Source organism: Shewanella maritima (assembly GCF_004295345.1).
In the GTDB taxonomy this organism is placed as follows: domain Bacteria; phylum Pseudomonadota; class Gammaproteobacteria; order Enterobacterales; family Shewanellaceae; genus Shewanella; species Shewanella maritima.
On sequence record NZ_CP036200.1, the window covers coordinates 4,008,555 to 4,034,622 of the forward strand.

The 26,068-nt window shown below is 45.4% G+C and carries 20 protein-coding genes and 1 pseudogene; 11 read left to right on the forward strand and 10 right to left on the reverse strand.

Features of this window, described 5'->3' with window-relative positions; all coding sequences use genetic code 11:
* Nucleotides 1–2: 2 nt before the first annotated feature.
* From EXU30_RS16995 to pspF, 4 genes are all read right to left on the reverse strand, one after another.
* Complete coding sequence (locus EXU30_RS16995; RefSeq protein ID WP_130602027.1) at nt 3–893, reverse strand: ABC transporter permease subunit; 891 nt, start codon at nt 891–893, stop codon at nt 3–5.
* Complete coding sequence (locus EXU30_RS17000) at nt 880–1,911, reverse strand: ABC transporter permease (RefSeq protein ID WP_130602029.1); 1,032 nt, start codon at nt 1,909–1,911, stop codon at nt 880–882. Before EXU30_RS17000 ends, EXU30_RS16995 begins: the two co-directional genes overlap by 14 nt.
* Nucleotides 1,911–3,572, reverse strand: coding sequence for an ABC transporter substrate-binding protein (locus EXU30_RS17005; protein WP_130602031.1), 1,662 nt, complete (start codon nt 3,570–3,572; stop codon nt 1,911–1,913). Before EXU30_RS17005 ends, EXU30_RS17000 begins: the two co-directional genes overlap by 1 nt.
* Before the next feature lie 129 nt (nt 3,573–3,701).
* Nucleotides 3,702–4,781 carry a phage shock protein operon transcriptional activator gene (gene pspF / locus EXU30_RS17010; protein ID WP_130602033.1) on the reverse strand — a complete coding sequence of 360 codons (1,080 nt, stop codon included), beginning with the start codon at nt 4,779–4,781 and terminating at the stop codon, nt 3,702–3,704.
* Nucleotides 4,782–4,955: 174 nt separating this feature from the next.
* Here pspF and pspA point away from each other — a divergent pair, with 174 nt between their 5' ends.
* The 6 genes from pspA to EXU30_RS20715 all read left to right on the forward strand — a co-directional run bounded on the left by pspA (nt 4,956) and on the right by EXU30_RS20715 (nt 9,616).
* A complete protein-coding gene (gene pspA, locus EXU30_RS17015) occupies nt 4,956–5,639 on the forward strand; it encodes a phage shock protein PspA (RefSeq protein WP_130602035.1) in 684 nt (227 codons plus the stop codon).
* 17 nt (nt 5,640–5,656) lie between these two features.
* On the forward strand, nt 5,657–5,896 hold the full coding sequence (gene pspB / locus EXU30_RS17020; protein WP_130602037.1) for an envelope stress response membrane protein PspB: 240 nt from the start codon (nt 5,657–5,659) through the stop codon (nt 5,894–5,896).
* On the forward strand, nt 5,883–6,275 hold the full coding sequence (gene pspC, locus EXU30_RS17025) for an envelope stress response membrane protein PspC (protein ID WP_130602039.1): 393 nt from the start codon (nt 5,883–5,885) through the stop codon (nt 6,273–6,275). The genes pspB and pspC overlap by 14 nt, the downstream gene beginning before the upstream one ends.
* Nucleotides 6,276–6,323: 48 nt before the next feature.
* Nucleotides 6,324–7,751, forward strand: coding sequence for a YcjX family GTP-binding protein (locus tag EXU30_RS17030; protein WP_130602041.1), 1,428 nt, complete (start codon nt 6,324–6,326; stop codon nt 7,749–7,751).
* Nucleotides 7,752–7,759: 8 nt separating this feature from the next.
* Entirely contained in the window at nt 7,760–8,905 is a 1,146-nt protein-coding gene (locus tag EXU30_RS17035) for a TIGR01620 family protein (RefSeq protein ID WP_130602043.1), read from the forward strand.
* Between the two features lie 330 nt (nt 8,906–9,235).
* Nucleotides 9,236–9,616, forward strand: a complete 381-nt coding sequence (locus EXU30_RS20715; protein WP_130602045.1) for a ComEA family DNA-binding protein — start codon at nt 9,236–9,238, stop codon at nt 9,614–9,616.
* Between the two features lie 124 nt (nt 9,617–9,740).
* Here the strand turns inward: EXU30_RS20715 and EXU30_RS17045 are convergent, their stop codons facing one another.
* Nucleotides 9,741–10,478, reverse strand: coding sequence for a YciK family oxidoreductase (locus EXU30_RS17045; protein WP_130602047.1), 738 nt, complete (start codon nt 10,476–10,478; stop codon nt 9,741–9,743).
* Nucleotides 10,479–10,737: 259 nt separating this feature from the next.
* Here EXU30_RS17045 and EXU30_RS17050 point away from each other — a divergent pair.
* From EXU30_RS17050 to EXU30_RS17060, 3 genes and pseudogenes are all read left to right on the forward strand, one after another.
* Nucleotides 10,738–13,241: pseudogene (locus tag EXU30_RS17050) on the forward strand (VolA/Pla-1 family phospholipase).
* A 163-nt stretch (nt 13,242–13,404) separates the two neighbouring features.
* Nucleotides 13,405–14,415: a protease SohB gene (gene sohB, locus EXU30_RS17055; protein ID WP_130602049.1), complete on the forward strand. Its 1,011-nt coding sequence runs from the start codon at nt 13,405–13,407 to the stop codon at nt 14,413–14,415.
* A gap of 64 nt (nt 14,416–14,479) precedes the next feature.
* Nucleotides 14,480–15,496, forward strand: coding sequence for an AraC family transcriptional regulator (locus EXU30_RS17060; protein WP_130602051.1), 1,017 nt, complete (start codon nt 14,480–14,482; stop codon nt 15,494–15,496).
* Nucleotides 15,497–15,594: 98 nt separating this feature from the next.
* Here the strand turns inward: EXU30_RS17060 and EXU30_RS17065 are convergent, their stop codons facing one another.
* The 4 genes from EXU30_RS17065 to EXU30_RS17080 all read right to left on the reverse strand — a co-directional run bounded on the left by EXU30_RS17065 (nt 15,595) and on the right by EXU30_RS17080 (nt 21,881).
* The gene (locus tag EXU30_RS17065; RefSeq protein ID WP_130602053.1) at nt 15,595–16,809 is read right to left on the reverse strand and encodes an SO2930 family diheme c-type cytochrome; all 1,215 of its coding nucleotides are present in this window, start codon (nt 16,807–16,809) and stop codon (nt 15,595–15,597) included.
* Nucleotides 16,810–16,947: 138 nt separating this feature from the next.
* Nucleotides 16,948–19,596 (reverse strand): parallel beta-helix domain-containing protein, encoded by a 2,649-nt coding sequence (locus EXU30_RS17070; RefSeq protein WP_130602055.1) that lies wholly within the window; start codon nt 19,594–19,596, stop codon nt 16,948–16,950.
* Nucleotides 19,597–20,016: 420 nt separating this feature from the next.
* Nucleotides 20,017–21,084, reverse strand: a complete 1,068-nt coding sequence (locus EXU30_RS17075; RefSeq protein ID WP_130602057.1) for a DUF3083 family protein — start codon at nt 21,082–21,084, stop codon at nt 20,017–20,019.
* Between the two features lie 218 nt (nt 21,085–21,302).
* The gene (locus tag EXU30_RS17080; protein ID WP_130603573.1) at nt 21,303–21,881 is read right to left on the reverse strand and encodes an arylesterase; all 579 of its coding nucleotides are present in this window, start codon (nt 21,879–21,881) and stop codon (nt 21,303–21,305) included.
* 43 nt (nt 21,882–21,924) lie between these two features.
* Between EXU30_RS17080 and EXU30_RS17085 the strand changes: the two genes are divergently transcribed.
* Both EXU30_RS17085 and EXU30_RS17090 read left to right on the forward strand, forming a co-directional pair.
* Nucleotides 21,925–22,680: an ABC transporter ATP-binding protein gene (locus EXU30_RS17085; protein ID WP_130602059.1), complete on the forward strand. Its 756-nt coding sequence runs from the start codon at nt 21,925–21,927 to the stop codon at nt 22,678–22,680.
* Nucleotides 22,680–25,163, forward strand: coding sequence for an ABC transporter permease (locus tag EXU30_RS17090; protein WP_130602061.1), 2,484 nt, complete (start codon nt 22,680–22,682; stop codon nt 25,161–25,163). The genes EXU30_RS17085 and EXU30_RS17090 overlap by 1 nt, the downstream gene beginning before the upstream one ends.
* 78 nt (nt 25,164–25,241) lie before the next feature.
* Here EXU30_RS17090 and dapD read toward each other — a convergent pair whose 3' ends face one another.
* Nucleotides 25,242–26,066: a 2,3,4,5-tetrahydropyridine-2,6-dicarboxylate N-succinyltransferase gene (gene dapD / locus EXU30_RS17095; protein WP_130602063.1), complete on the reverse strand. Its 825-nt coding sequence runs from the start codon at nt 26,064–26,066 to the stop codon at nt 25,242–25,244.
* Nucleotides 26,067–26,068 lie beyond the last annotated feature (2 nt).

The following is a 26,068-nucleotide window of genomic DNA, read 5'->3' on the forward strand; positions in this document are numbered from 1 at the left end:
AACTAGTTTCTTTTAGGTGCCAGCGCCGAGCGAAGCCCGTCACCAACCAGGTTAATGGATAATACGGTAATTAAAATCGCAGCCCCTGGAATGGTAATCGTCCAAGGAGCCAGTAACAGGTTATCTAATCCTTGTGCCATCATTGCTCCCCATTCAGGGCTTGGTGCTTGAGCGCCGAGGCTTAAAAAGCCCAACGCGGCAACATCCAAAATCGCCGCTGAGATTGCCATTGTGACTTGAATAATTAGTACGTCCCAAACGTTGGGCATAATCACATACCAAAATATTTCAAAAGTATTGGCACCATCTAACCTTGCTGCGGTGACGTACTCTTTTTGTAGTTCATCATGGACCGCCTGATGAATTGCGCGGATAAACTGCGGCACGAGTGCGATTCCCACAGCCCAAAACACATTGGTTAACCCTGGTCCCATTACAGCAACGACCAGTATCGCCATCAGAAGTGATGGAATAGACAATAGTGCATCAAACAGGTGGCCTAAAATACTCGACTTAAGCCCGGTCATCATGCCTGAAATAGCACCAATAATGGAGCCTATAGTGAGTGATACCAATACTATGAGTAACGACATACCAAAGGTTAGCTGCACACCGTGTAATACGCGGCTAAAAATATCGCGACCTAAATCATCCGTTCCAAAAAAGAACTCTACTGAGCCTGTTTGGTCCCACGATGGTGGCATCAAAATAGCATGTGAGTGCTGCGCTTCAGGAGAGTATGGCGCAATGAATGGCGCAAGTATGGTTAGTAGAACAAGAAACCCAACAATCCATAAGCCAACCAGTGCAAATGGGTTGTCAACGAAGGCTTGCCAAATGCGCCCGAGTGGCGTCATCTTGCGCTCTTCATGGAGTTGACTAATTAGACGCATACAACTCCTTTCGACTTACAGGGTTAATCGCCGCATGGATAAACTCAATCAAAATGCTCATAGCAATAATCAGTAGCGATACCGACAAAATGCCTGCCTGAATGACAGTATAATCACGCTGATAAATACCAGAAATGAGCCAGTTGCCAACCCCAGGCCAGGAGAAAATCATCTCAACAATAATGCCGTAACTGGCAAAGGTGCCTAGCATGAGACCAATACTCTTGAGTACCGGAATGAGCGCATTGGGCAGCGCATGGCGAATAAGAATGCGTGATGTTCGTAAGCCTCGCGCCTCGGCTGCGCGAATGTAGGGTTGCTCCATCACGGTTTTCAGCGCCTGACGGGTGATACGCGTTACCATAGTGAAGGGCAGTACCGCTAAGGTGATAGCGGGCAAAATGAGATGCATCACTGCATCTTTAAATGCCGCCATTGCATAGTTGCTATCTAGCAATAAGGTGTCGATAAGCATGATGCCGGTGACTGGCGGAATATCGTAAAGCAAGTTGATTTGCCCCGACGTTGGCAGCCAATTAAGGTTAACGCCAAACCAGAGTAGCAGGGTTAAACCTAACCAAAACACCGGCACTGAGTAGCCGGTTAAAGTAAGGGTTAAAATCAATCTTTGCAGTAATTTGTTTTTGGTCAGTGCGGCGAACATACCCAGCGGTACGCCAAACACCATGGCAATGAGGCCGGCAACAAAAGCAAGCTCAAACGAAGCGGGTAGCACGCTAATTAGCTCAGCTGCTACATCTTGTTGTGAGTTAACCGACACTCCAAGGTTGCCAGAAAGTCGCTGGGAAATGTAAGCGATAAATTGGTTTAAACTGCCGCTTTCTAGTTGGTAGTCATGGGTTATTTGCTCAAGCTGCACGGCATTAGGTGCAGTGATACCGCTTAATGCAGTTGGCTTTTCGACAGGAAACAAGCCAGTAGCTACAAACAACACGCCGAGCAATACTAGCGAAGTCGCGAAAAACAAATTGATGCGTCTAAACAAATAACGCCACATTACTGCTGTTCCTCCTCAAGACGCTGTTCCTCTACAATGTCCTGCTCTTGCACCATGAGCTGCTTAGCATTGGCAAACGAAATGCCGCCATAAGGTCTTATCTGTAAATTAGTGATGCTTTTGTTGTGTAGCACCATTTTTTGCGCGTGAGCAATAGGAACAATCGGTACTCTATCTGCAATAATCGCTTCGGCTGACTGAAAGTAAACTTTTCGGTCTGGCTGCTTGGTTAGGCTGCTTGCCAGTGATAGCAGGTGATCAAAGCCATTGTCACACCAGCGTGAATAGTTGTTATTAGAGCGCAGGGCGCTGCAGCTCAGTACTGGGCTAAAGAAGTTATCTGGGTCGTTATTGTCAGCGTTCCAACCAATCAGCACGGAATCATAGTTAGCCTCGCTGAGTTTTTGGGTAAACACGCTCCAGTCATAGCTGATGATGTTAGTGCTAACGCCAATTTGGGCCAGATCTTCTTGCATTAATTCTGCCATCTTAACTGCATTGGGATTGTAGGCTCGTGCCACAGGCATTGCCCAAATATCGATGCTAAGTTGTTTAACGTTGGCTTCATCTAGTAATGCTTTGGCTTTTTGCGGGTTGTACTCATTGGGCTCATAAATTTTTGAGTAAGCCCAGGATGCAGGTGGCAGCAAGCCGGTCGCTTCAACTGCGGTGTTGTTGTATACCAAATCGAGGATTTTTTGTTTATCAATTGCGTGGGATAACGCTTGTCTCACACGTAAATCATCAAACGGCGGCTTTTGGGTGTTAAACGCCCAAAACGCCACATTGAGTCCTGGCGAGCTATCTACGCGAATATCTTGTTGCTGTTTTAACACTGCAAGCTCAGCAGGTTTTGGCAGCGCGGAGACATTACAGTCACCAGTGATTAGCTTGGTTAGTCTCGCGGTGCTATTTGTGGTGATGTCATACACCAGTTGCTCGGCAGCGACCTTCTCACCCCAAAAACTCACATGGGGCTTAAAGCGAATATGATCGTTTTTAACGTATTTATGTAATTTGTACGGTCCTGTGCCAATGGCGAAAAAATCGAGCTCTTCGGCGCGCTGATTATCCAGTAGGTATTGACCATATTCAGCGGACAGAATCACCGCAAAATCGGTGGCAAGGTTAAACAAAAAGCTGGCATCGCTGCGATTTAGATGAAACACCACCTCAAAGTCGTTCACTTTTTCAATGCGGCTGACTAAGCCAGATAAATTAATACTTTGAAAATAAGGGTAGCCAGTGCGGCTCACATCATGAAAAGGGTGGTTGTAGTCGATAACACGCTCAAAAGAGAACAATACGTCATCGGCATTGAAGTAACGGCTAGGTGAGAAATGATTGTTGTCATGAAAGGTGACATTTTCTCTTAACCAGAAGCGGTAACTGAGGCCGTCATCTGACACTTGCCAGCGCGTAGCTAGCTCGCTTTCAAACTCTTTAGTTGTTGCGCTGTAGCCAATTAAACGGTTATAGATTTGATGTGAAGTGGCATCAATCGTTGTACCTGAGGTCACTAACTGGGGGTTAAAGCTCTCTGGGTTACCTTCACTGCAATAAACAATACCCGTAGGAAGTTGTGGTTCACTACAGCCAGATGTCAGCATCAGGCCGGCAGATGAAATAAAAAACAACCAAGGTTTGAATAGCTTTAGCATGCGCGTGCGTTTTGTATACGTTAAGGCAGTTATTCTAACAGTGTAAACAACATAGGGGCAATTGCCCCCATATTAATTTGCTTATTGCTGTTAAAAGCTGCAGTTGTGTAATGTTATAGATAGTGACAGTTATGCTTTATCTAGCAAGTTGTATTTTTTCAAAATACCCCGCAGTTGGTGGTAACTTAGCCCCAGTAACTCAGCAGTTTTCTTTTGATTAAATTGTCCTTCAGCTAAGGCTTGTTGCAGTAAGCTTATTTCTTGTTGCTCTGTGTGCTCTTTAAAGTTCAGCGGGAAGCTAACTGCTGCTGGCGCTTGTTGTTTTTCGCTTGGCTCTTGAGTTGTTGCAGCCGGTTCGTTGGTTTCTGTTACTGCAACTGGCACTTGCGCTTGGCGCTCAATGGTTTTAACGCGTTTTTTAGGTCGATATGGTGAGGCAAAAGGGTCGAGGACGATGTTTTGGATCTCTTGCCCTTCTGAGCCTTCACGGTAAACGCTGCGTTCAACGACGTTTTTAAGCTCACGAATATTGCCAGGCCACGAGTGGATCATTAGCTGCTCAGTGGCGAGCGGGCTAAATCCGCCAAAAAAGTCTAATCCAAGTTGACGTGCCATATTGATTGCGAAGTATTCGGCAAGCTCCATAATATCTTCGGTGCGATTACGCAGCGGCGGCAAGGTGATCACATCAAAAGCTAGGCGGTCGAGTAAGTCAGCACGAAACTCACCATTTTCAGCTAGTGACGGCAAGTCTTCGTTAGCGGCGCAAATAAGGCGCACGTCAGTTTGCACTGTTTTGCTGCCGCCAACACGTTCAAACTCTCCGTATTCGATTACCCGAAGTAGCTTTTCTTGGATCAAACCAGACGTGTTTGCTAATTCATCTAAAAATAACGTGCCGCCATCAGCGCGCTCAAAGCGGCCTTCGTGTTTACCTTTAGCCCCCGTAAACGCACCTGATTCATGACCAAATAGCTCACTTTCAAGTAAGTTTTCGCTTAATGATGAACAGTTCAGCTTGATAAAACTTTGATCCCATCTTGCTGATAAATAATGTAGTCTTTCTGCTATTAGCTCTTTACCCGTACCACGTTCACCAATAATCAGAACGGGTTTAGACAGAGGGGCAATCTTTGACACATGCTCTAGTACTTCCAATAGAGCATTGGACTGGCCGATGAGGTTATCTTGTTGAAATTGTTTACTCACTGGGTGTTAGTCTTTTACGCTAATAAGTGGTGAAAATCATAATAGATGGCTAACCGTACAATTGAAAGAAAAACTTTAAATATCACCTAACATGTTGATTTTAATTAAATACTAAAACTTGGCACGGTTAATGAATTAAGTTTTACGACATCAACATAACCTGAGGAACTTATTATGGGAATCTTTTCTCGCTTTGCAGATATCGTAAATTCAAATATCAGCGCTTTACTCGATAAGGCTGAAGATCCAGAAAAAATGGTTCGCCTTATCATCCAAGAAATGGAAGACACCTTAGTTGAAGTACGCTCAACTTCAGCAAAAGTGTTAGCTGAAAAGAAAGAACTACTGCGCCGCATTGGTAAAGTGCAACAGCAGGTTCAAGACTGGCAAGCAAAAGCTGAACTAGCACTGTCGAAAGACCGTGAAGATTTAGCAAAAGCGGCACTAATGGAAAAGCAAAAAACCGTAACCTTGCTTGAAACATTAGAAATGGAGCTACAAGTAGTTGAAGAGCATATCACGCGTCTAAAAGACGAAGTTGCACAACTACAAGAGAAGCTAAATGATGCGCGTGCTCGTCAAAAGACCATCATTATGCGTAATCAAACTGCGACTTCGCGCCTTGAAGTAAAAAAGCAGCTTGATTCAAGCAAAATTGATGATGCGATGCTTAAGTTTGAGCAATATGAGCGCCGCGTTGAAGGTTTAGAAGCGCAAGTTGAGTCTTACGATGTAGGTAAGAAGAACACCTTAGCCGATGAGTTTGCTGCATTAGAAGCTGAAGACTCTATCAATGACGAGTTGGCAGCACTTAAAGCCAAGGTGAAATCTAAAAAATCAACTAAAACTGAAGCTTAATTTTTTCGAGGTGAGTTATGGATCTGGATCTACTTATTGCCCCAATTATCATTTTTCTAGTAGTTGTGGCGCCAATTTGGTTGATTCTTCATTATCGCAGTAAGCGACAAGTGAGCCAGGGACTCACAGAGGAAGAATTTGCACAGTTAAACGAGCTAATTGACCAAGCAGATAAAATGGGTCAACGCATTGAGACATTAGAAGCGATTCTAGATTCTGAGTCTCCAGAGTGGAGGGCAAAACATGAGCACAACTAATGGTAGAACACTCTACCGTAACCCGACATCAGGGAAGATTGCCGGTGTTTGCGCAGGTATTGCTGACTACTTCAACTTTGAAACCTGGTTAGTGCGCGTATTAGCTGTTTCTATCTTCTTATTAGGTGGTTCGGGCTTTGTATTTATCATCTATATTGCATTGTGGATGATACTTGATACCAAACCCTCTGAGGCGCAGCCAAAGCAAGCTTCAGATATCGAGTTAAAAAAGAAGGTATGGCAAGCTGGTGAACCAGCAAAAAAAGCACTGTTTGATGTTAATCGTAATTTCAGACAGTTGGAGATCCGCCTACAAAGATTAGAGCGACATGTCACCTCAGACAACTTTGATCTAAAACGGCAAATCGACAATCTATAGTCATTCTAATGGGCGGTTTATCCGCCCTTTGTTTTTATAGGTATCTTAATGAGTCTGCTTGACCGTTCGCTAAATAAACTGACTGCTCAAACTCAATCTCTTATCAATCGCACCACAGACCGCCATGTTCGCCTTGCGGTGACAGGCCTTTCTGGCGCAGGAAAAACTGCATTTATTACTGGCCTTGTCAATCAAATGCTTAATAGCTGTGGCCCCTCACAAAATAAGCTACCGCTTTGGCAAGTCAGTCGTGAGTCACGACTGCTTGGGGTTAAGAAAACCCTGCAGCCAGATTTAGGTATTGCTAGCTTTGATTATCATGGCGCGCTAACCAGTTTGCAATCAGATACCCCTTTATGGCCAGCATCGACCCGCAATATTACTGAGCTGCGTTTAGCTATTCGCTATCGCCCAGAGCAAGGCGTATTAGCCAAGCTAACCGATACCGCGACTTTGTATGTTGACATTATTGATTATCCAGGCGAATGGTTGCTTGATTTACCTATGATGCAACTAAGCTTTAGTCAGTGGTGTTTATCCCAGGCTAGCCGCACTGAGCTGCTTAAGCAAAGCGAGTATTATGAAGCCTTTAGCAAGCAGGCAAGTCAATTACCACTTAATGAGCAGGCAGATGAACAAGTGTTGAAGCAGCTTGCCGAGTTGTATCAAACTTTGCTGGTGGATCTGGTGCGAAACAAAGGCTTTTATAATGCGCAGCCAGGAAGAATGCTATTACCGGGAGAGTTTGAAAACACACCATTACTCGCCTTTGTTCCATTGTTAGCGTTAAGCGATAGCGAGCATCAAAAGGCTAATGAATACGCTAGCGACAGCTATTACCAAGTGCTTAAGCAGCGATATCAGGAATACGTATCACAGGTGGTGAAACCGTTTTATCAAGATTATTTTTCAAAGTTTGACCGCCAAGTGGTCTTGGTCAATTGCTTGAGCGCGTTAAATAAAGGTCGTGGTCAATTTGATGATATGGGACAGGCGCTTAACCACATTTTACAAAGTTTCCAGTTTGGTCAATCGAGCCTATTACGGCGTTTGTTTTCACCCAAAATTGATAAGTTACTTTTTTGCGCCAGTCAGGTGGATAGAGTGACGCGCGATCAACAAGGTAATCTGCTCAAGCTTCTCAATGACATGCTAAAACAGAGCCATCACCTAGCGACATTTGAGGGCTGTGATGTCGAAACCATGGCGATTAGCGCCATTAAGGCCACTAAACATGGCATGGTGAAAACCGCAAATGGTCAACAAGAAGTGGTGAATGGATTCACTAGAGATAACCAAAGTTTGACAGTGTATCCGGGCGAGGTGCCAAGTCGGTTACCTAAGACTGACTTTTGGCAACAGCAAGGTTTCAACTTTACTGAGTTTAACCCGCAGCCTGCTAGTAGTGATGGTCACTTTGATCACATTCGTCTTGATCATTTACTTGAGTACCTGCTCGGCGACAAGTTGTTATAGGTGTAGCGATGATTAAAAAACAACAAGTATTTGAGTCCAATGACCAGGTCATTTTAGATGAGGCTGAAACTAAAGCTAAAGCCTCTCCAAATTCAGTCACAGAGAGCAAAAGTCATTTGATGTCTGATGAAGCTGCTGACACTAATCACAGCTTAAAGCCGCAACAAGCATTTACTGGCGATGAGTTTGTCAGTGAGCAGCAACTTATTGAAACACTAGATAAGCACATCCCTCCTGGAGTGGTGACGCCAGTAAAGGGCGTATCTAAACTAACTAAATTAACCTTATTGAGCTTACTCAGTTTAGTCGTGGTGCAAACGGTATTGGCGCTCGTTACGGCAGCTTCACAAAGCCCTTGGTTGTTTGGCTTTTATGCTTTTGTACTCGCAATTGTCTCAGCCTGGGCGGGAAGGGGAGCCTTGATTGAGTATCGCAAGCTAAAACAGCTACGTGATATCGACCAACATCAACAAGTTGCGCAGCGTTTATCGCAAAGCGTACAAACTGGCGAAGCAGATAAGTTTATTAATAAATTACTTAAGCAATATGGCCAGTCTGCTGCGGTAAGCAAATATGCCTCAAGTATTTCCGCGGAGCATAATGATGCGGAAAAACTCGCGTTATTTGAATCAGTAGTAGTTGAAGAACGAGATGCCAAAGCATCTAAAGTGGTGAGCCGCTTTGCTGCAGAAGCCGCTGTATTGTTAGCTGCAAGCCCCCTTGCAGCGCTAGATATGGCAATTATTTTGTGGCGCAACCAGAAAATGATCAGTCAAATCGCGCAAATCTATGGCATAGAGTTAGGCTACTGGAGCCGTATTAAGCTTATTCGCGCCATTGTGACGAACATTATTTACGCGGGTGCCAGCGAAGTTGTCACCGATTTGGGCACGCAAATGATGTCAATGGAAGTCACTGGTAAGTTATCTACACGAGTAGCGCAGGGCATAGGTGGCGGCTTGCTTACCGCGCGTTTAGGCTATCAAGCAATGGGCTTGTGTAGACCGGTAGCGTTTAGCGAAAACAAAAGACCCAAGCTGCGTAAGGTTTATCAGCAATTGCTTTCTGAACTTAAAGCTTTTACCAAAGAGAGTTTATCTGCCACGAGCTCCGTGGATAACAAGCAGCCTGATAGCGATAAGCTGGCGCGCTAGCTTAGCTTTCCATATATGGCTGCTTTAATAATTTGCAACTCAAGATGATAACTTAAGCCAGTTAGACTAGGCCCCTTTTGTGGGGTAAAGCAAAGCAACCTTATTTGGAAGGTAGGTTCTTTATCTTTTTTAGTTTGGAGTGCGGTAATTTGCACTTTCAAAAATGTCGTCTAACTTTAGTTGCTGCTGGCTTGTATTAGTGTTTGCTTAATATAACGCTTTTCAGTTCAGCTCACTCACTTTGGCTCAAAATTATCGAGCTATAAAAATTGCACCGCTCAGGGATAAGGATTACAGAGCAGTGTTAACTAAAGGATATTAGGAGACATAATGAAATCACTTTTGATCACTAGTGCGCTGGCTTTAGCTTTAAGCTGCGCGATGACTTATACGGCCAGCGTTCAAGCAGGCTTAGAGAAACAAGCAACTCAATCTACGCAACTCAAAAAATCAGCTCAAGCAGCAGTGCCTGCCAATGCCAGCAAAGAGATGAAGTCTGCAGTTAACGATGCAAAGCTTGCATCAGTGAATATCAATAAGGCTAGTGTCGCCCAGTTGCAAACGCTAAAAGGGATTGGGGAAGCGAAAGCCAAAGCGATTGTTGAGTATCGTAAAGCTCACGGTAAGTTTAAGAGTAAGCAAGAACTCACGCAGGTGAAAGGTATAGGTGAGAAACTCATCGCCCAAAATGCCCAGCGCATCAGTTTGTAGCTTGCATATGCGTTAAGCTAAGCAAATTATATTTGCCAACAAGTAAAAAACCGAAGCATATCGCTTCGGTTTTTTTATGTTTTGTACATTTAATTTAGCGCTAAATGCAGCAGGAGAATATGCGTTACTGAGCGCTTAGCGCCTCACCGTTAACCGCTTTTGAGTCATCTGCCATCAAGTACAAGTAAGTACGCATAATGTCTTCTGGTGTTTTTAGTGCCATCGGATCTTCAGCTGGGTAAGCTTTAGCGCGCATTTCGGTGCGGGTTGCGCCTGGGTTGATGCTGTTAACGCGAACCGAGGTTTCATCACATTCATCAGCAAGTACTTGCATCATGCCTTCTGTGGCAAATTTAGAGAAACTATATGGCCCCCAAAATGCACGGCCTTTACGGCCAACACCACTTGAGGTGAAGATAATTGATGCATTTGGCGCTTTACGCAGCACTGGCAGTAATGCTTTGGTCATAATGGCAGGCGCTGTGACATTGACCTTCATAATATCTTCTAGTGACTTAGCATCTAGATGCTCAAATGGCCCAAGCGCACCTAGCAGTGAGGCGTTATGCAATACGCCGTCTAAATGGCCGAATTGCTCCTCAATTGTTTCAGCCATATCTTTATAATTTTGCTCAGTTGCGCCTTTTAAATCGAGCGGAATAATTGCCGGTTGTGGTGAGCCTTGAGCGATGATTTGGTCGTAGACAGTTTCAAGCTTTTTCACTGTTTTACCTAGCAAGATAACCGTTGCACCATATTTGGCATAACTCAGCGCAGCGGCTTTACCAATACCGTCGCCAGCGCCAGTTACTAGGATCGTTTTATTAATTAACAAATCTTTTGTTGCTTGAAATTCCAACATCTTCAAATCATTCCTAAGGGCTCAAAAGCCCATCAAATCTATATTTACAATGGCGATAAACAACTGTTTAAAACAAATGACTGATAAAAAAGCACAGCAAGCCGGTTCTTATGTAACAAACTTGTAGCTAAGTCGCTAATTTTGCGTTAACTTGAGTGCTAATAAGGATAAAAATATGTCCTTTTGGTCATAGAGTTGCACTATTGTGACCAATTTTTTGGGGAAACAAAACAATTACAACAAGATTTGGGGAAAAAAGATGAAAAGACTCATGTTGGGTGTTGCAATAACATCTGCTCTTGGACTCACAGCCTGCTCAGAAGACAGTTTCAACAAAGCAAGAAATAATACTGAAACCTTAGTGCCTTCTTCTCACATGGTGTTCGATCCTGCCAATAGTGAACTACCCGTTCCAAATGACCTACTTTTTAACGGCACCACTGATGGCACGATTAACATGCCAGGTGAAGATGGTACCGATTACCTTGACCCTTTACTCGCAATTGGTGCGCTTGACGGTTGGTCGACAACTTCTCCAATCTCTATTGAATTGGACTTAGCCGACAATAACGGTACGCCATTAACACTGAGCAAAGCCTCAGTTGAACAGCCTGGTGCCGTGCGTATGTTTGAAGCAACCGTTGGCGGTCCATTATCAACAGACCCTGAGTGTACCGGCGCTCTGAGTGTGTCAGCGTGTAAAGTTGGCGCCGAGCTGCAGTTTGGCGTTGATTTTGTGACGCAAGCTGTGGGCGACACCATTGCCGTTATTCCACTAAAAGCGCTTAAACCAAATCAATCTTATATCTATGCGACGACGCGCTTAATTGAAGATTCGCTTGGCCGCGCAATTGAGCCATCAACGACCTATAACTTGTTGAAGCTTGATATCGATACTAAGCCCTTGAAACGCCAGATCAGTTGTTCTTACAAGGTCTAGTAAACAGTTACGAAAAGGGCATGGCTGCAGCGCATGGTGTTGATGCTGCATCTATTACTTACGCTGGTTTATTTACCACGCAAGCAGTGGCAGATGTGTATGAAACCACTAAGTTGCTAATGGCTGGCGATCCACGTTATACACCTTCATTTGTTCAACCTCCGATGCCGATGGACAACGGCTTTGGTGGCGTGGTTACCGTGGCGCAAGCTGCAGGTTTATCACCAACTGATGGTCTAGCATATGTATTGTCGGATCTTGCTGATGTGTATACAGCGAAAATCAATCTACCAATTTATGGTGATTGTTCATCGACTGACTGTGTTATCCCGATTGTAGATGGTGCGCCAACTGCACCAAATGGTCGTTGGATGGCGCGTGGTGATAGCCCAATTGCCGTTTTGTCAGCGCTTGAAGCAGGCACATTGTCACAGTCAAACTTCATCCAGCAAGCGTCGGGTTATGGTATCGACCCAAGTGAGGCACTTACCAACCCAGCAGTGTTAGTCGGTTATGAATGGCAATTAGATGACGGTAATCCAGTCGATGCAACTAAGCATCTGACTAAATTCAACCCAGTAGCTAAAGTGACTCACTACGAAGAAGTGAATGTACTTATCTCTATGCCAAATGCAGCTAAGGTTGAGGCGTTCAATACAGCTAATAGCCTGCAATTTACTGCACCTACAAACGGCTGGCCTGCAACCATCGCAATGCACGGTTTAGGCGGCGGTAAAGAAATGTCTCTAGCCTATGCGGGTATGTATGCAGCAGCAGGTATAGCGACAATTGCTATTGATATGCCGCTTCATGGCGAGCGCTCTTATGATGCTAATGGCGACGGCATTTATGAAATGTCTGCAACGTCACCAGAGTTTGCTGCAAGTATTGGTAAAGAAGCTGAGTTTGCTAATGGTAACCCACTAGTATTCGTCAATATCGCAAGTACGCTGACTGTACGTGATAACTTCCGCCAAGCAACAATGGATCACTTAGGCCTACGTTTATTATTAACAGGTCTGTATCAGCAACTAGCGCAAGCCGGTGCGCCGCAGATGTTTGATATCGGTAAAGTTAGCCTGCAAGGTCTTAGCTTAGGTGCAATTGTTGGCTCGACAACTTCTACCTATGCAAGTACTGGTCTAGTTGACCCTGCGACGGGTACTGCACTGCCAAATGCATACGCAGTTAATGCGGCATCATTAGTTGCTCCTTCTGGTGGCCTTGCAGGTACGTTCGTCGGTTCAGAGACCTTCGGTCCTATCCTTTATCAAACCGTTTTAGGCACTGCAGAGTTCCAAGCTTTGGTTGATGAAGCGAATACTGCCGGTTATCAACCAGGCACACCTGAGTACGAAGCCTTGGTTAACGCAGTGTATGCTGGCTTTATCCCATCATTTGCACTTGCAGTGCAAACTGCGGTAGATGGTGCAGATCCAATTAACCATGCAACTCAGTTAGCGGCAACTAACCTTCCTGTTCACTTAATTGAAGTAGTGGGTGATGCAACTAACCTACCAGATCAAGTTCTACCTAATCGCGTAGAAGGCTTCCCGCTATCTGGTACTGAGCCATTAATTTCAGGCTTAGGCTTAGGTTGTGCTGATAGCACTGCTGCAGGTTCAAGCGCAGTACGCTTTGCAAAAGGTCACCATAGTTCACTGGTTAGCCCAAGTGAAATCCCTGGTGTCACAGATGGCAAAGCTGAAGCAGCTACCATCGAAATGCAGCAGCAAGTTTCACGCTTCGCGCAAACTGCTGGCTTAGGTTCAGCGACGGTTGTGGTAAGCGATACTAGCGTGCTTCAAAGTTGTGGCGGTTAATGCGTAGAACACAATAATCAAAAGCCCAGCTATGCTGGGCTTTTTCGTGTCTAGGGTACTATTTTGTTGCAAAACGTATCCATTATTTATGTCCCTAGTGATAGCTGCTAGTATGTCGGCTGGTTCAGATATTAGAAATGATTATTAGTTAACGGAGTCAAGTTTGGAATTTTTATCAGAGTACGGCATGTTTCTCGCGAAAGCCGTGACTGTAGTGGTAGCTATATTAGCGGTAGTCATTGTGACTTTAGCATCAAGTATTAAGCAAAAGTCTGATAAGGGCGAATTGAAGCTCACTGATGTATCAGAGCAGCTTGAAGAGTTAACTGATGGCTTGAAAGAAGAGTTATTAACTAAGAAGCAATTCAAGGCGTACCAAAAACAGCGTAAGGAAGAGCAAAAAGCGCAAGATAAGCAGGAAGAAGCACGCAAGAAACTGTTTGTGGTCGATTTTAAAGGCAGTATTGATGCTCACGAAGTGGCATCGTTGCGTGAAGAAGTTACGGCTATTTTGACCATTGCCGACAAAGACGACGAAGTTCTGGTTAATGTAGAAAGTGGTGGTGGCATGGTGCACGGCTATGGTCTTGCTTCAAGTCAGCTTGACCGTTTGCGTAGTGCTGATATTCCACTGTCGATTTGTATTGATAAAGTAGCAGCATCTGGCGGCTATATGATGGCTTGTGTGGCTAACAAGGTTTATTCAGCGCCGTTTGCCATTGTTGGTTCTATTGGTGTGGTTGCTCAGTTGCCCAACTTTAACCGCTTATTGAAAAAGCATGATATTGACTATGAGCAGCACACAGCGGGTGATTTTAAACGCACCTTAACGGTATTTGGTGAGAATACAGATGAAGGTCGCGGCAAATTCCAGCAAGAGCTTGAAGAAACCCACGTGCTGTTTAAAGAGTTTGTGGGTAAATACCGCCCTGATATGGACATTGCCAAAGTGGCTACTGGTGAGCATTGGTATGGTCAGCAAGCAATTGAGCTTGGCCTTGTGGATGAAATTGCAACCAGTGACGACTTATTGCTTAAATTTGCAAAAACACATCAAGTGCTGCGCATCAAATATCAAACTAAAAAGAAGCTGGCAGATAAGATTGCTCATGGAGCATCGTTAAGTATCAATGCCATTTTCAATCGACTCGCAGAGCGTAATAACACGCTTTAAGTCTGAATGTGCTGTTTACCTACTTTAGGCTGAGCTTGCTCAGCCTAGTTTCAAGGAACTATTCATGCCTGTACCCGCCGGATATCAAGCGAATAAAATGCTTGGCGATCAATGTTATCCCGCATTTGAGCTTCGAAATCTGATGCAGTTTATTCAAACCGAGCTTGGTGAGAGTGCTGTACTTGATGTATATCAGCAAATTGGTTTAGGCGTTGCTGAGCTTAACAGTGTGCATTTTGTCTATGTATGGCAAGTTGAGTATGCCCTTGAAGCACTGAGAACCTTGAGTAAAGATACTGATATTGGCGCTAGGCTTGGTGCAGCCAATACTGTTGAAAGTTTAGATGTACTGTTGCCACATTTGCGCGGGTTTACCCGTTTAAACGAGTGCCTTGGTTTTGCACTCAAGCACCCAGAGCTTGTGGGCAGTTTTAGCGACTATGTTGTTAGAGTCGAGCAAGGTAAGCTTTGGTGTCGCTGGTTAAACACGGGCAAGGCGGATACCGAGACATTTGCGTTTCAGTTTCAGCACTCTGTGTGCTCGTTGCTTTCACTGGCGCGCCAGCTTGTTGATGTGCCCATCGAGTTGACCGATATTCATTTAGCCCAGCAAGAATTAGAGCATCACTTTCTTAAGGATTATACAGGGGCGAGGGTGCAGCATGGTTGTGAGTTTTTTGAGTGGGCTGTCGCGCTGAACACCCTAGATACGCCGCTTAATTATGACTTTAATGCTTCGCCGGATAAATCAGCAGCTTCGCTTGAGCCATCACTTATCGACGAGGTGCTCTATTTAATTAAGGGCAATATTAGTGCGATACCTGCGCTAGGTGAAGCAGCGACTGAGTTGCACATGAGCGATCGAAGTTTAAGGCGCAAGCTAGCTCAAGCTGGTAGCAGTTACCAGAAGTTAGTTGACCTAGCCAGAAGCCAGCAAGCGATAAAACTCATTCTTGAAGATAAACTCACGGTAGAGCAAATCGCTGAACTGCTTGGCTATAGTGACCCTAGCCATTTTCGTCAAAGCTTCAAACACTGGCTCGGATTACCGCCTGGGCACTTCTTGAGACTAAACTCGTAAACACACCTTTGTTATCTGAAAACATAGCGCTTAATGGTAGCAGCACAGCGCTTTATGTCAGCAGCAAGACGCTGTTAGTGCCATGCTACTACAAATCACTAACCATCAACGCAGCTGCCCAGTGACGGCGACAAACTGTCTATCCAACGCTCAATTAAGTCAACGCCTTCTGTATGCACGATTTCACGTCCTAGGGGCGGCATTTTATCTTTAGGTTCAGACAACACCTGGCGGTTATGAACAATAGAGCGCTTACCATTGCCGGGTACTATGTCATAAGCTAGCCCATCTGGGCCGCCATCCCAGCCTGGAGGTTGTTTGCAAATGCCATATTCAAAGCTTGTATGATCAACATCAAAGCCCAGTCGCAAGCCTGAGATGCTGGCAAACCCTGTTGGGTTGTGACAGTGGGCGCAGTTAACATCTAGGTAGCCTTTTGCGCGACTACTTAGCGAGGCTGACTCATCATCTAGTCCGTAAGCTTGCGCGACTTGCGCTATGTCAGGAAGCATCTCGAGCAGGCCAGTTTGTTGCCAGTGTAGTAACTGGTTTTCCTGATTGCTCCCAAGACTCATATTGAGCAAATGTGCTTTTAAGCCAATAGGGATGATTTTACTTTGCTCGCCCAGAGAAGATTGATGACAAATCTTACATTCAGCTTTACTGGGAATATGGTAGTCAAAACTAAGTTGTTGGCCTTGATGGTTCATGGTGTGGCTGACATTTGCGCCAGCGACAGTTAGATTGGCCTGAGTTTGTTCTTGATTCCATTGATATGCCAGTGCTTGCCAACCTGAATCGCGATGAATAAGCAGCCTGGTTTCGATTTTGACCTCATTGTCTGCACCTAGTTTTTGGGTGTCGAAAGGGAGGGCGAAGGTCTTAACGAGTACTGTGCCTTGGGGCATGTCAAATACTGAGTTAGGCGAATATTGCATGCTTTGCCCGTCTGGTACAAAGATAAAGCGATATTTGCTGGCGTAATTGGAAAATAGCTCAGTAGTGAGCTTGTAGGCGAGCCCAGGTGCGTTAGGTGCCTTGGTCACTTCAATGGGGCTTGCAAATAATCCATAGCCTGCAAGACTGTCGCAGTCTTCTTGCATCAGCGCTTGCCAGTTAACGCTAGTCGCATTCACATCACACAGGCTGTTATTGCCACTACCGGTGCCGCCGCTATTGTCACCCGCACTGTTGTCTGGCGGTGAGACGGCGCTTGGCGTGTCAGCAGTACCATCGCCTCCTCCGCCACACCCTGTGAGTACAATTGAGAGGGTGACTAAAAGGGTAAAACGAGTTAGCTGAAGGTTTTGCATATATTGATCCCTAAGGCATCAAGCTGAGGAAATGGGTTAGGTGGTTAAATCACTGCAACTAAATAAAAGCAGCCGCCAAGTTTGTTGGGATAAACAAGGCGGCTGCGAACACTTATGTCAGCTCAAGTGTGATTTATTTTATTGCGGTGAGCATGACGCCGCTGGTAGGCGTTTAATCCACTCAGCAATGAGCGCTACGCCTTCTTCATGAGATAGGCTGCGGCCAATCTCTGGCATGCGATCACCCGGGTCATTGCTTGCCATACGGAAGTGTAAAATCGACTCCTCTGGGCTGCCCGGCACGATATCAAACCCTAAACTGCCGCCGCCGTATGCAACTGGTGACTTACAGGTACCGTGAGAGAAACCAGCATCCTCGTCATAAGCTCTAAAGTATTCAAGCTTAAGACCTGTGTTGGATGCATTACCCTCTGGGCGGTGACAGTGAGCACAGTTGATATCTAGGTAACCTTTAGCTGTGTTCATTAACTCTGCATCTGACATAGAGGCGTAATCAAGCATAGTGTCATCGAGGAACTCAGGTACTTTATCTACTGTATCTAGCGCAGGTACACCGTCTAAAATCCCATGAGCTTGCCATTTACTCAGCTGATTCATGCTGCCATCGCTATAGGCATATGTGCGATTTAAATGACGCGCTTTTGGCCCTAGCGGCATAAACACAGCATTGCTGTCTTCATTGGCTTTGAACTGATGACACTGCTTACATTGGTTCATGCTAGGAACCACGTAATCAAAGTCAAAAGTTTCGCCTTTGTGCGTGAGTGTTTTACCTTGAATCGCACCGGCTTTTGCCAGCATGGCATCTGACTTTTCAGCATTCCAAACATAAGGCAATGCGCTCCAGCCTGTTTCACGGCGGATAAGCAAGCGAGTTTCAATTAAATCTTCGTTAGCAAAACCGCGATTATTGGTATTTACAGGTAACGCAAATGTTTTACTAATGACGGTGCCAACTGGGAAGTCAAATGCCTCGTTTGCGTCAAAGCTCGCTTTTTGGCCATCAGGTACGTATACAAAACGATACTTAGATGCATGATCGGTAAATAGCGGACTATTCAAATCATACGGTAGGCCACCTGAGTTTGGCGCGGCAGTTGGATTGCTCGCATCGGCAAACAGGTTGTAGTCTGACAATTTCGGGCAGTTTGCCCCAGTCAGTGCTGACCAGTTAACTTCGCTACCGGTCGTTTCACAAAGGCTTAGGTCGCCATCGCCCTCTAGGCCACCTTCACCTTCACCAATGGTGCCGCCACCGCCAATAAGTACGCCACCATCACAGCCTTCGGTATCATCATCAACGCCGCAACCAAAGATCTCCTCTCCGAAGGTAACGGTATGAACAGGTAGGCTAACTTGCGAGCAGTTCATGATTTCTGCTTGCTTTGCCTCATACAAGGTATCAGGCACGTTCATGTCAGTATTACTGTTGGCAAACAGGCGACCATAACTTACATCACCATTGTTTTGCGCACAGACATTCTCGCTACCATCTTGCGCAAATGGCATTTCTTGTAGGCCAAGGTAAGCGGCAGTGCCGTTATTGGAAAGCATTTCTCCTAGACCGTCATACAAGATGCCTGGCATGCTGCCGTGGGTAAACAGGTAAGCTTTAATCACATCTTCAATCAAATAGCCTTTTGGCTTGCTGCCATAGTTCTCGATTTTATTGTCATGGATAAAGATATTACGCGGCGTTGGGCGCCAGCCATCTTCAATGGCTTGACCTGGTTGGCCATAGTTACCGACAAAGGTGCTAATATCAGGCTCAGCAATAAAGAAACTTGAAACGGTTAGACCAACCGTATCGTGGTTAGTTATTTCGTTGTTGAAGATCTCAACATCATCAGTCGATAGTACAATTACGCCTGTTCCCGGTGGCACAATGTGTACCCCTGCAGGGTTTGACGACGCGTTAGCAAAGTTCAAGGTGTTGTTATCGTAAACCTTGTTATTAAATATCCGGACGCTTGAGCCGTATCTATGGTTGTTAATCGGTAGATCAAAAATCAAGATACCGCCGGTATTGCCCATGGCTTCGTTGTCGTAAACATCGGCGTACTTTGAGTTCTCAATTTCAATGCCGGCGACGTTTTCTTTGGCGATATTACGTCTAACGACTATGTACTCAGATTGACCCACATAGATACCGGCATCAGCACTACCACGTACATAGGTGTCTTCAATAAGGATATTTTGACATTCAACTGGGTAGAGACCATACGCGCCATTGTCTTGATCAAGCTCACCTTCCCAAATTGTAGCTAGGCGGCGCAGAATAATGCCATTGGTATTTTTAAGCTTGATACCGTTGTTTTTCGCTTCGTTTACCGATAAGTCTTGAATGATGATATTAACTGCGTTTTGCACAAAGATACCATCACCAGAGTTTGCCTCGGAGAAGTCTAAAATCGTCTCATCCTGACCATAACCCATAATGGTAATGTTTTTCGCAAAGGTACCATCACCGTCGACATCACCGTCAAACAGTAAGGTTGACTCAATCTTGAAGTTACCTTTTGGCAGTACGATAACATCGCCTGACTGGGCGTTAATCAATGCTTCTTGAATACTGATGGTGAGGTTGTCGCCAGGGTCAACCATAATTGCACCTTCAGGGAAAGTTGGACCCGATACTGGTGGCTGAACCACAGGGGTGTCCACTTTGGGCGTATCGTCATCATCTGAGCCACAACCTGTCAGCCCCACACTGACAGCCGTGGCAACCATGGTAGGTATTAGCCAGGCTAATTTATTGTTGAACATAGCATCTCCTGCTTTTTTATTATCTGCTATTTGTTTTTGCTTTAGTTTTTATTTGTAGAGAGACAATGTTAAAGCTGCAGGCACAGGTAAATGCCATTTAACACTTAAGTAACAACATGCCTTGGGAATGTGATTTAGATCAATGTGAAAAGTGGCCACACTTTTTGTAAGGGTTGTGTGTCAGGAGGTAAATGTCAGGCGAATATGTGAGGGGAGCTTGCAAGATCGTAGTGGGCTCGAGGGGGAAACATGGGTGACGTGCCGCGTTTGTCAAACTTCTGATAGTCAAACAAAAAGCCGACCTTTGTAGGTCGGCTTTGAAGATAATCACAACGCTCTTATCGCGACTAACGTATTACTACAAACTTGTCGCGACTAGCTTAGCCTACAGGCTAAGTTGCCCGCTATTGCACCATTACTTTAAGCTTTGTAACTTAAGTGCTGGTGGAAACGTACAGTTAAGTCGATGTGCTCTTTGTCGAAATCAAATTCGCCAATAAATTTGCGCAGAGCATCTTCAACCTGATTCATAAAGCGGCCATAACCTTCATCAATCACGTCATCCTTACCCGCTACAATCACAAAACGTAACGCTTCAACGAGCTGGCTACCGTCCCAATGACAAACCGGGTCAGGGTTGTTGTCAGCTGGATCAAAACCAATCATTTGCAATTCGTCAGTGCTAGTTAGTTCATCGTATTTACTGTTACGAACTAACGGGAATTTATCATTGGCTATCACAGCCACACGATTAAGCTGTTTTGACTTGGCTGCTTCTACAAATTTATCGCTCACTAGCTGATAGCTTTCGTTATAGTCAGTGACGTTATCGGTGACGAATTGACGCTTGATTTTACGGTCAACTGGTAGGGTAATCATCACATAGTTGAGACTGCTAACACTTTCAGGTAGCTGGCATTCTCTGCGTTGATAACGACTGTTGAGCTTTCTAAGCTTGTAAGCGTACGTTTCTTTACGTCCTTTATTTTTGGCGAAGAAATCATAAGAGATATGTTGGTGATCTCGGATTTTAGTCGCAAGCTGCACAGTTGGTAGCTCTGCCATCAGTGCTTTAGTAAATTGCTGGATTTTCGCGTGGAAGCGCGCAGCATTGTTACGTAAGTCTTCACCCGTTGATAAAAACACAACTTTGAGCTTTTTAGCGCGATGATTTGGCGTGGTATATAAACGGTTTGCCTCATGGTGCGCCGGGTTGTAAAACAACCTGAGCTGCTCAGGGGTTGAGAAGTAGTATGAGTCAGTATGAAAACGCACTACTGGCAATTTATCGCTTGCCACAACGTGGACATTGTAGAGCTCAAATTCTTCGGCTTTGCTAAATACTAGGTTGCTGAATTCACGGTAACAGTCATCAATACTTTTATAGTGACTCAAAAATTCATCGGTAAGTGGGAAGCCAACGGTAATGTACTGATTCTTTCGCGCCGTGGTCGGTAAATAGACTTTCTTTTGACGACTGACTGACATGTTATTTCCTTTTAGTCGTGAGACCCTTGTACGTGAGGGTTAGCCGAAACATTGTGTAGCAATATAAAAGCTAAGCGTATGTTACTGGATTAACCTTAAAATAATATGACTTTTGTAAAGATATTGACAACTTGATGACAAAATTGAAACTTGAATCACGGCCAAAATATAAGGCAAGTGACTCAAGCAAAGTAGGGGGAATTGCATACGACCTGAGCTTATTTAGCCTCAAGTACCTGCTCGATATAGGGCTGCATCCATTGGGTGATTTGCGGTTGAGCGCTGGCATTGGGGTGGATGCCATCGCGCTGCATTAAATCTTTGTTAGGTGCTATTTCTTGCATAAAAAATGGTGCCAGTGTTAGGTCATAATCATCAGCTAATTGATGATAAACCTGATTAAACATTTTAGCGTAACGCGGCCCATAGTTTGGCGGCACCATGATTTCGGTAAGTAATACCTCAGCACCTGCGTTAATTGAGGTATCAATGATTTTTGTAAGATTTGATTTCAGTTGTTTAGGGTTGAAGCCGCGCAGGCCATCATTTCCTCCAAGCTCAACGACCACAAGGTCAACTTGGCTAGAGTCAAGCAGGCTAGGCAGTCTGCGCAATCCGCCTGCCGTTGTTTCGCCACTCACCGAGCCATTTATGACTTGATGTTGAGGTAGGTTTTGCTGTAACAAATATACCCAACCCTGATCTTCATCGATGCCGTATCCAGCACTTAAGCTATCACCTAAGATTAAAATCGTGGCAGCATGGGTTGGAGCTATCAGGCTTAAGATGACAGCCATAGCCAGCGCTAAACGCTTAATAGATAAAACAAAGAAGGATTGTATGTCGACTAACAGTGAGTTAATTGCAAGTGCCATTCGCGTTACTAACCTCAAAAAATCTGTAGAAACCCAAGAGGGAGAGCTTACTATCCTCAAGGGCATTAATATGGATGTCAAGCAAGGCGAGAGTGTGGCGATTCTCGGCCCTTCTGGTTCTGGCAAGTCAACTTTACTTGGGTTGCTTGCCGCCCTAGACACACCCACTGAAGGCGAGATTATGCTTGATGGTGTTGGGCTTTCTAACCTTAATGAAGAGCAAAAAGCCGCATTGCGTAAGCAAAAAGTCAGTTTCATTTTTCAATCTTTCATGCTGGTCGATACCCTAACCGCGCTGGAAAACGTGATGCTGCCGGCAGAGCTTGCAGGCGTTAACGATGCCAAAACTAAAGCTGAGCAAATGCTAGAGCGCGTTGGCTTAGGGCACAGATTAACCCATTTACCGAAACAGCTCTCAGGTGGCGAGCAACAAAGGGTGGCAATTGCCCGCGCGTTTATTTGCGAGCCTAAGGTGTTATTTGCCGATGAACCAACAGGTAACCTTGATAGCGCTAATGGCGATAAAATTGCCGATATGCTGTTTGCATTAAACCAGGAGTCTGACACCACTTTGGTACTGGTTACCCATGATCTACATCTTGCCAAGCGTTGTGCTCGTCAGCTAACCATGGATAGCGGCGTGTTGACTGAAACAACCGAGTCTCAAGCAGCAAACGAGCAAGATACGACAGGGCAAGCTGTTGCAGCGGAGGCGGTGTAATGGCGTGGCAATTAGCATGGCGATTATTTAAACGTGAGCTAGCACAAGGGCAGTTAGTGTTGATTGTGCTGGCGATTACACTGGCGGTATTGTCTGTAAGCGGACTTGCTCGCGTGAGTGAGCGTTTGCAAGTGGCAATTAATGGCGAAGCGGCAAACTTTATCGCAGCTGACCGCATTATTAATTCTCCAATTGAAATTGACCCTAGCATTTTAACTAAAGCAACTGAGTTAGGTCTTGAGCATGTGACGAATATGGAGTTTAACTCCATGGTTTATGCCGGCGATAACTTTCAGTTAGTGACGATTAAAGCAGTTGGAGATAAATACCCGCTTAAAGGCGCGATTGAACTTACTCAAGGTGAGACGCAAGCTTTACCGGCTGAGCTAGAAGCCTGGTATGAGAACCGCCTTGGTGGCCTGTTAGGTTACCCACAACAAATCGAGCTAGGTGAAGTCAACTTTGCTATGAGCGAAGAGATCAGCCGTTTGCCAGACGGTGGATTTAACCCGTTTGCGTCTTCTCCTGTGTTGCTTATTCGCCTAGCCGATGTGGCTGCGACCGGTATTATTCAGCCTGGTAGCCGCGTGACATATCGCTATCAGTTTAGTGGTGATGCCGAGGTGCTTGCAGAGTTTGAAACAGCCGTTAAGCCGATGCTAAATAACTCGCAGCGCTGGGTAGATGTACAAAGTGGTGACTCACCTATCGCGAGCGCCGTTAAACGCGCTGAGCGCTTCTTATTACTGGCCAGTTTGTTGGGTATTGCACTTGCCTGCGCCGCCATTGGTATTGCGGCGCAGCGTTATTGTCAGCGCCATTATGATGTGGTTGCCATGCTGAAAACCTTTGGTGCATCGGGCAAGCAAATCAGGCAGATTTTTGCCATGCACTTATTGTTGGTGACAGCCCTTGGTGTGGTGTTAGGTCTAATTGGTGGCTTCATTCTTGATAGTGTCATTAATGGGTTCTTGCCTGCAGAAATTGCTGCTTACTCGCCGCCTTATCTGCGCCCAGTGTTACTCGGCGTGACAACCGGCCTAATTAGCGCCTTTATGTTCTCTGCTTATCCGTTACTAAGGCTGTTGTCCATTCCGCCACTACGGGTGTTGCAAAATCAGCTTGAGGGTATTCAGGCAGGCATGTGGCTGCATCTGTTACTCAGCTTGTCAGCAATGGCGCTACTTGGGTATTTATACTCGCAAAGTTGGCCGCTCACTATGACGGTGGTATCGGCTGTGTTGCTGCTAGGCGCATTGTTGAGTGTGCTTGGCTTTGCACTTATCAGGCTTGGGCATGGTGTGGGCATGCGAACCACAAACCCATTGCAGCTAGCTTTGGCAGGGCTTAGACGCCGCGCACGGCAAAACGCTGTGCAGCTGGTTGGTTTTAGCAGTGCACTAGTATTGCTACTGACAATTCTTGCGCTGCGTCAGGACTTACTTAATGAGTGGCAAAAGCAGCTACCAGAAAACGCCCCTAACTATTTTTTGGTTAATATTGCGCCGGAAGATACTCAGCCGCTCAACCAGTTTTTAGACTCGCATCAAATATTGGCCACCGATATTTATCCAGTGATCCGCGGACGCTTAACCCATATCAATGGTGAAGAGCTTATTTCGCGCGAGCAAGAGAAAAACGGTGTTGAAGGACGTGTGGGGATCTCACGTGAGCTTAATCTTACCTATAGAGAAACCTTACCGCCGAATAATGACATTGTTGAGGGTAAGTGGAATCAAGCTGATGATGAAGTGTCAGTCGAGTCAGAAGTCGCAGAACGTTTAGGCTTGAAGCTAGGTGATACTTTGACCTACAGTCTTGAAAATCAAAAAGTCGAAGTTAAAGTAGCAAGTTTCCGTCAAGTGCAGTGGGAAACCTTGCAGCCAAATTTCTTTATGATTTTCCGCCCTAAAGCCTTGCAGGATTTTTCATATACTTCGATGGCGAGCTTTCATTTAGACAATGCCAAGTTAGCTGCGCAGGGCAGTGAGCTGACTGCTAACCAGGTTGTATTGCAGCTTATTCAGCAATTCCCAACTATCTCTGTGATTGATGTTGGCGCTATGGTTGAGCAGTTACGGCAGATTATTGATCAGGTATCGTTGTCATTGTCTTTGGTATTGGCATTAGTATTACTGGCAAGTGCCTTAGTACTGATTGCGCAAACTGAAGCTGGCATGGCAACACGTCAACGTGAGCTTGCTGTGCTGCGCACCTTTGGCGGCTCTGGCTGGCTGCTGCGCACCGCAACCGGATTTGAGTTTGCTCTGCTAGGCGCAATTGCAGGCCTGTTGGCTGTGATTGTTGCTGAGTTTGCCCTGTACATGCTGAAAACCCAGGTGTTTGAGCTAGTGGTTTATATGCACTGGCCTTGGTGGGGGATTTCTCCGCTTGCTGGCGCAATCGTTGTTGCAACACTCGGTATGTGGCGGTGTCGTCAGTTACTTAATCAATCCTGCGCTGATCTGCTAAAAGCGGGCTAACGATTGAATTTAAAAGTAAAATTAAAAAAAGAGGCCGATTGGCCTCTTTTTAGTACTTGCACGTTAACTTTGTTTCAATTAGTCAACGATACGCAGTAGCTCGTTAATGCCAACTTTGCCGCGCGTTTTCGCATCAACTTTTTTAACGATGATTGCTGCATACAAGCTGTAAGTGCCACAAGCTGAAGGTAGGTTACCAGATACAACCACAGAGCCAGCAGGGACGCGGCCGTAGTGGATTTCACCGGTTTCACGATCAAAGATTCGAGTGCTTTGGCCAATGTATACGCCCATTGAGATAACGCTGCCTTCTTCAACTACAACGCCTTCAACGATTTCACTGCGCGCGCCGATGAAACAGTTGTCTTCAATGATAGTTGGGCCTGCTTGTAGTGGTTCTAATACGCCGCCAATGCCAACGCCGCCAGATAGGTGAACGTTTTTACCAATTTGCGCACATGAACCAACGGTTGCCCAGGTATCGACCATAGTGCCTTCATCAACAAATGCACCCAGGTTTACGTAAGATGGCATTAATACGGTGTTTTTACCGATGAATGAGCCTTTACGCACGGTTGCTGGTGGGACTACGCGGATAGCTTCTTGCTTGAATCGCGCTTCATCATAATCAGCGAACTTTTGCGCGACTTTGTCGAAGTATTTAGTGTCGCCGCCGTCTACAACTTCATTGTCGAAAATACGGAACGATAATAATACTGCTTTCTTTAGCCACTGGTGCACATGCCACTCGCCGTCAATCTTTTCGGCTACGCGCGCTTCACCTTTATCCAGCATGTCGATCGCTTTTTCTACGTCAGCGCGAACACTCGGGTCTACTGTGGCTGGGGTGATATCTTGGCGTGCTTCAAAAGCCGCTTCAATTCGTTGGCGTAATGCCTCCATTG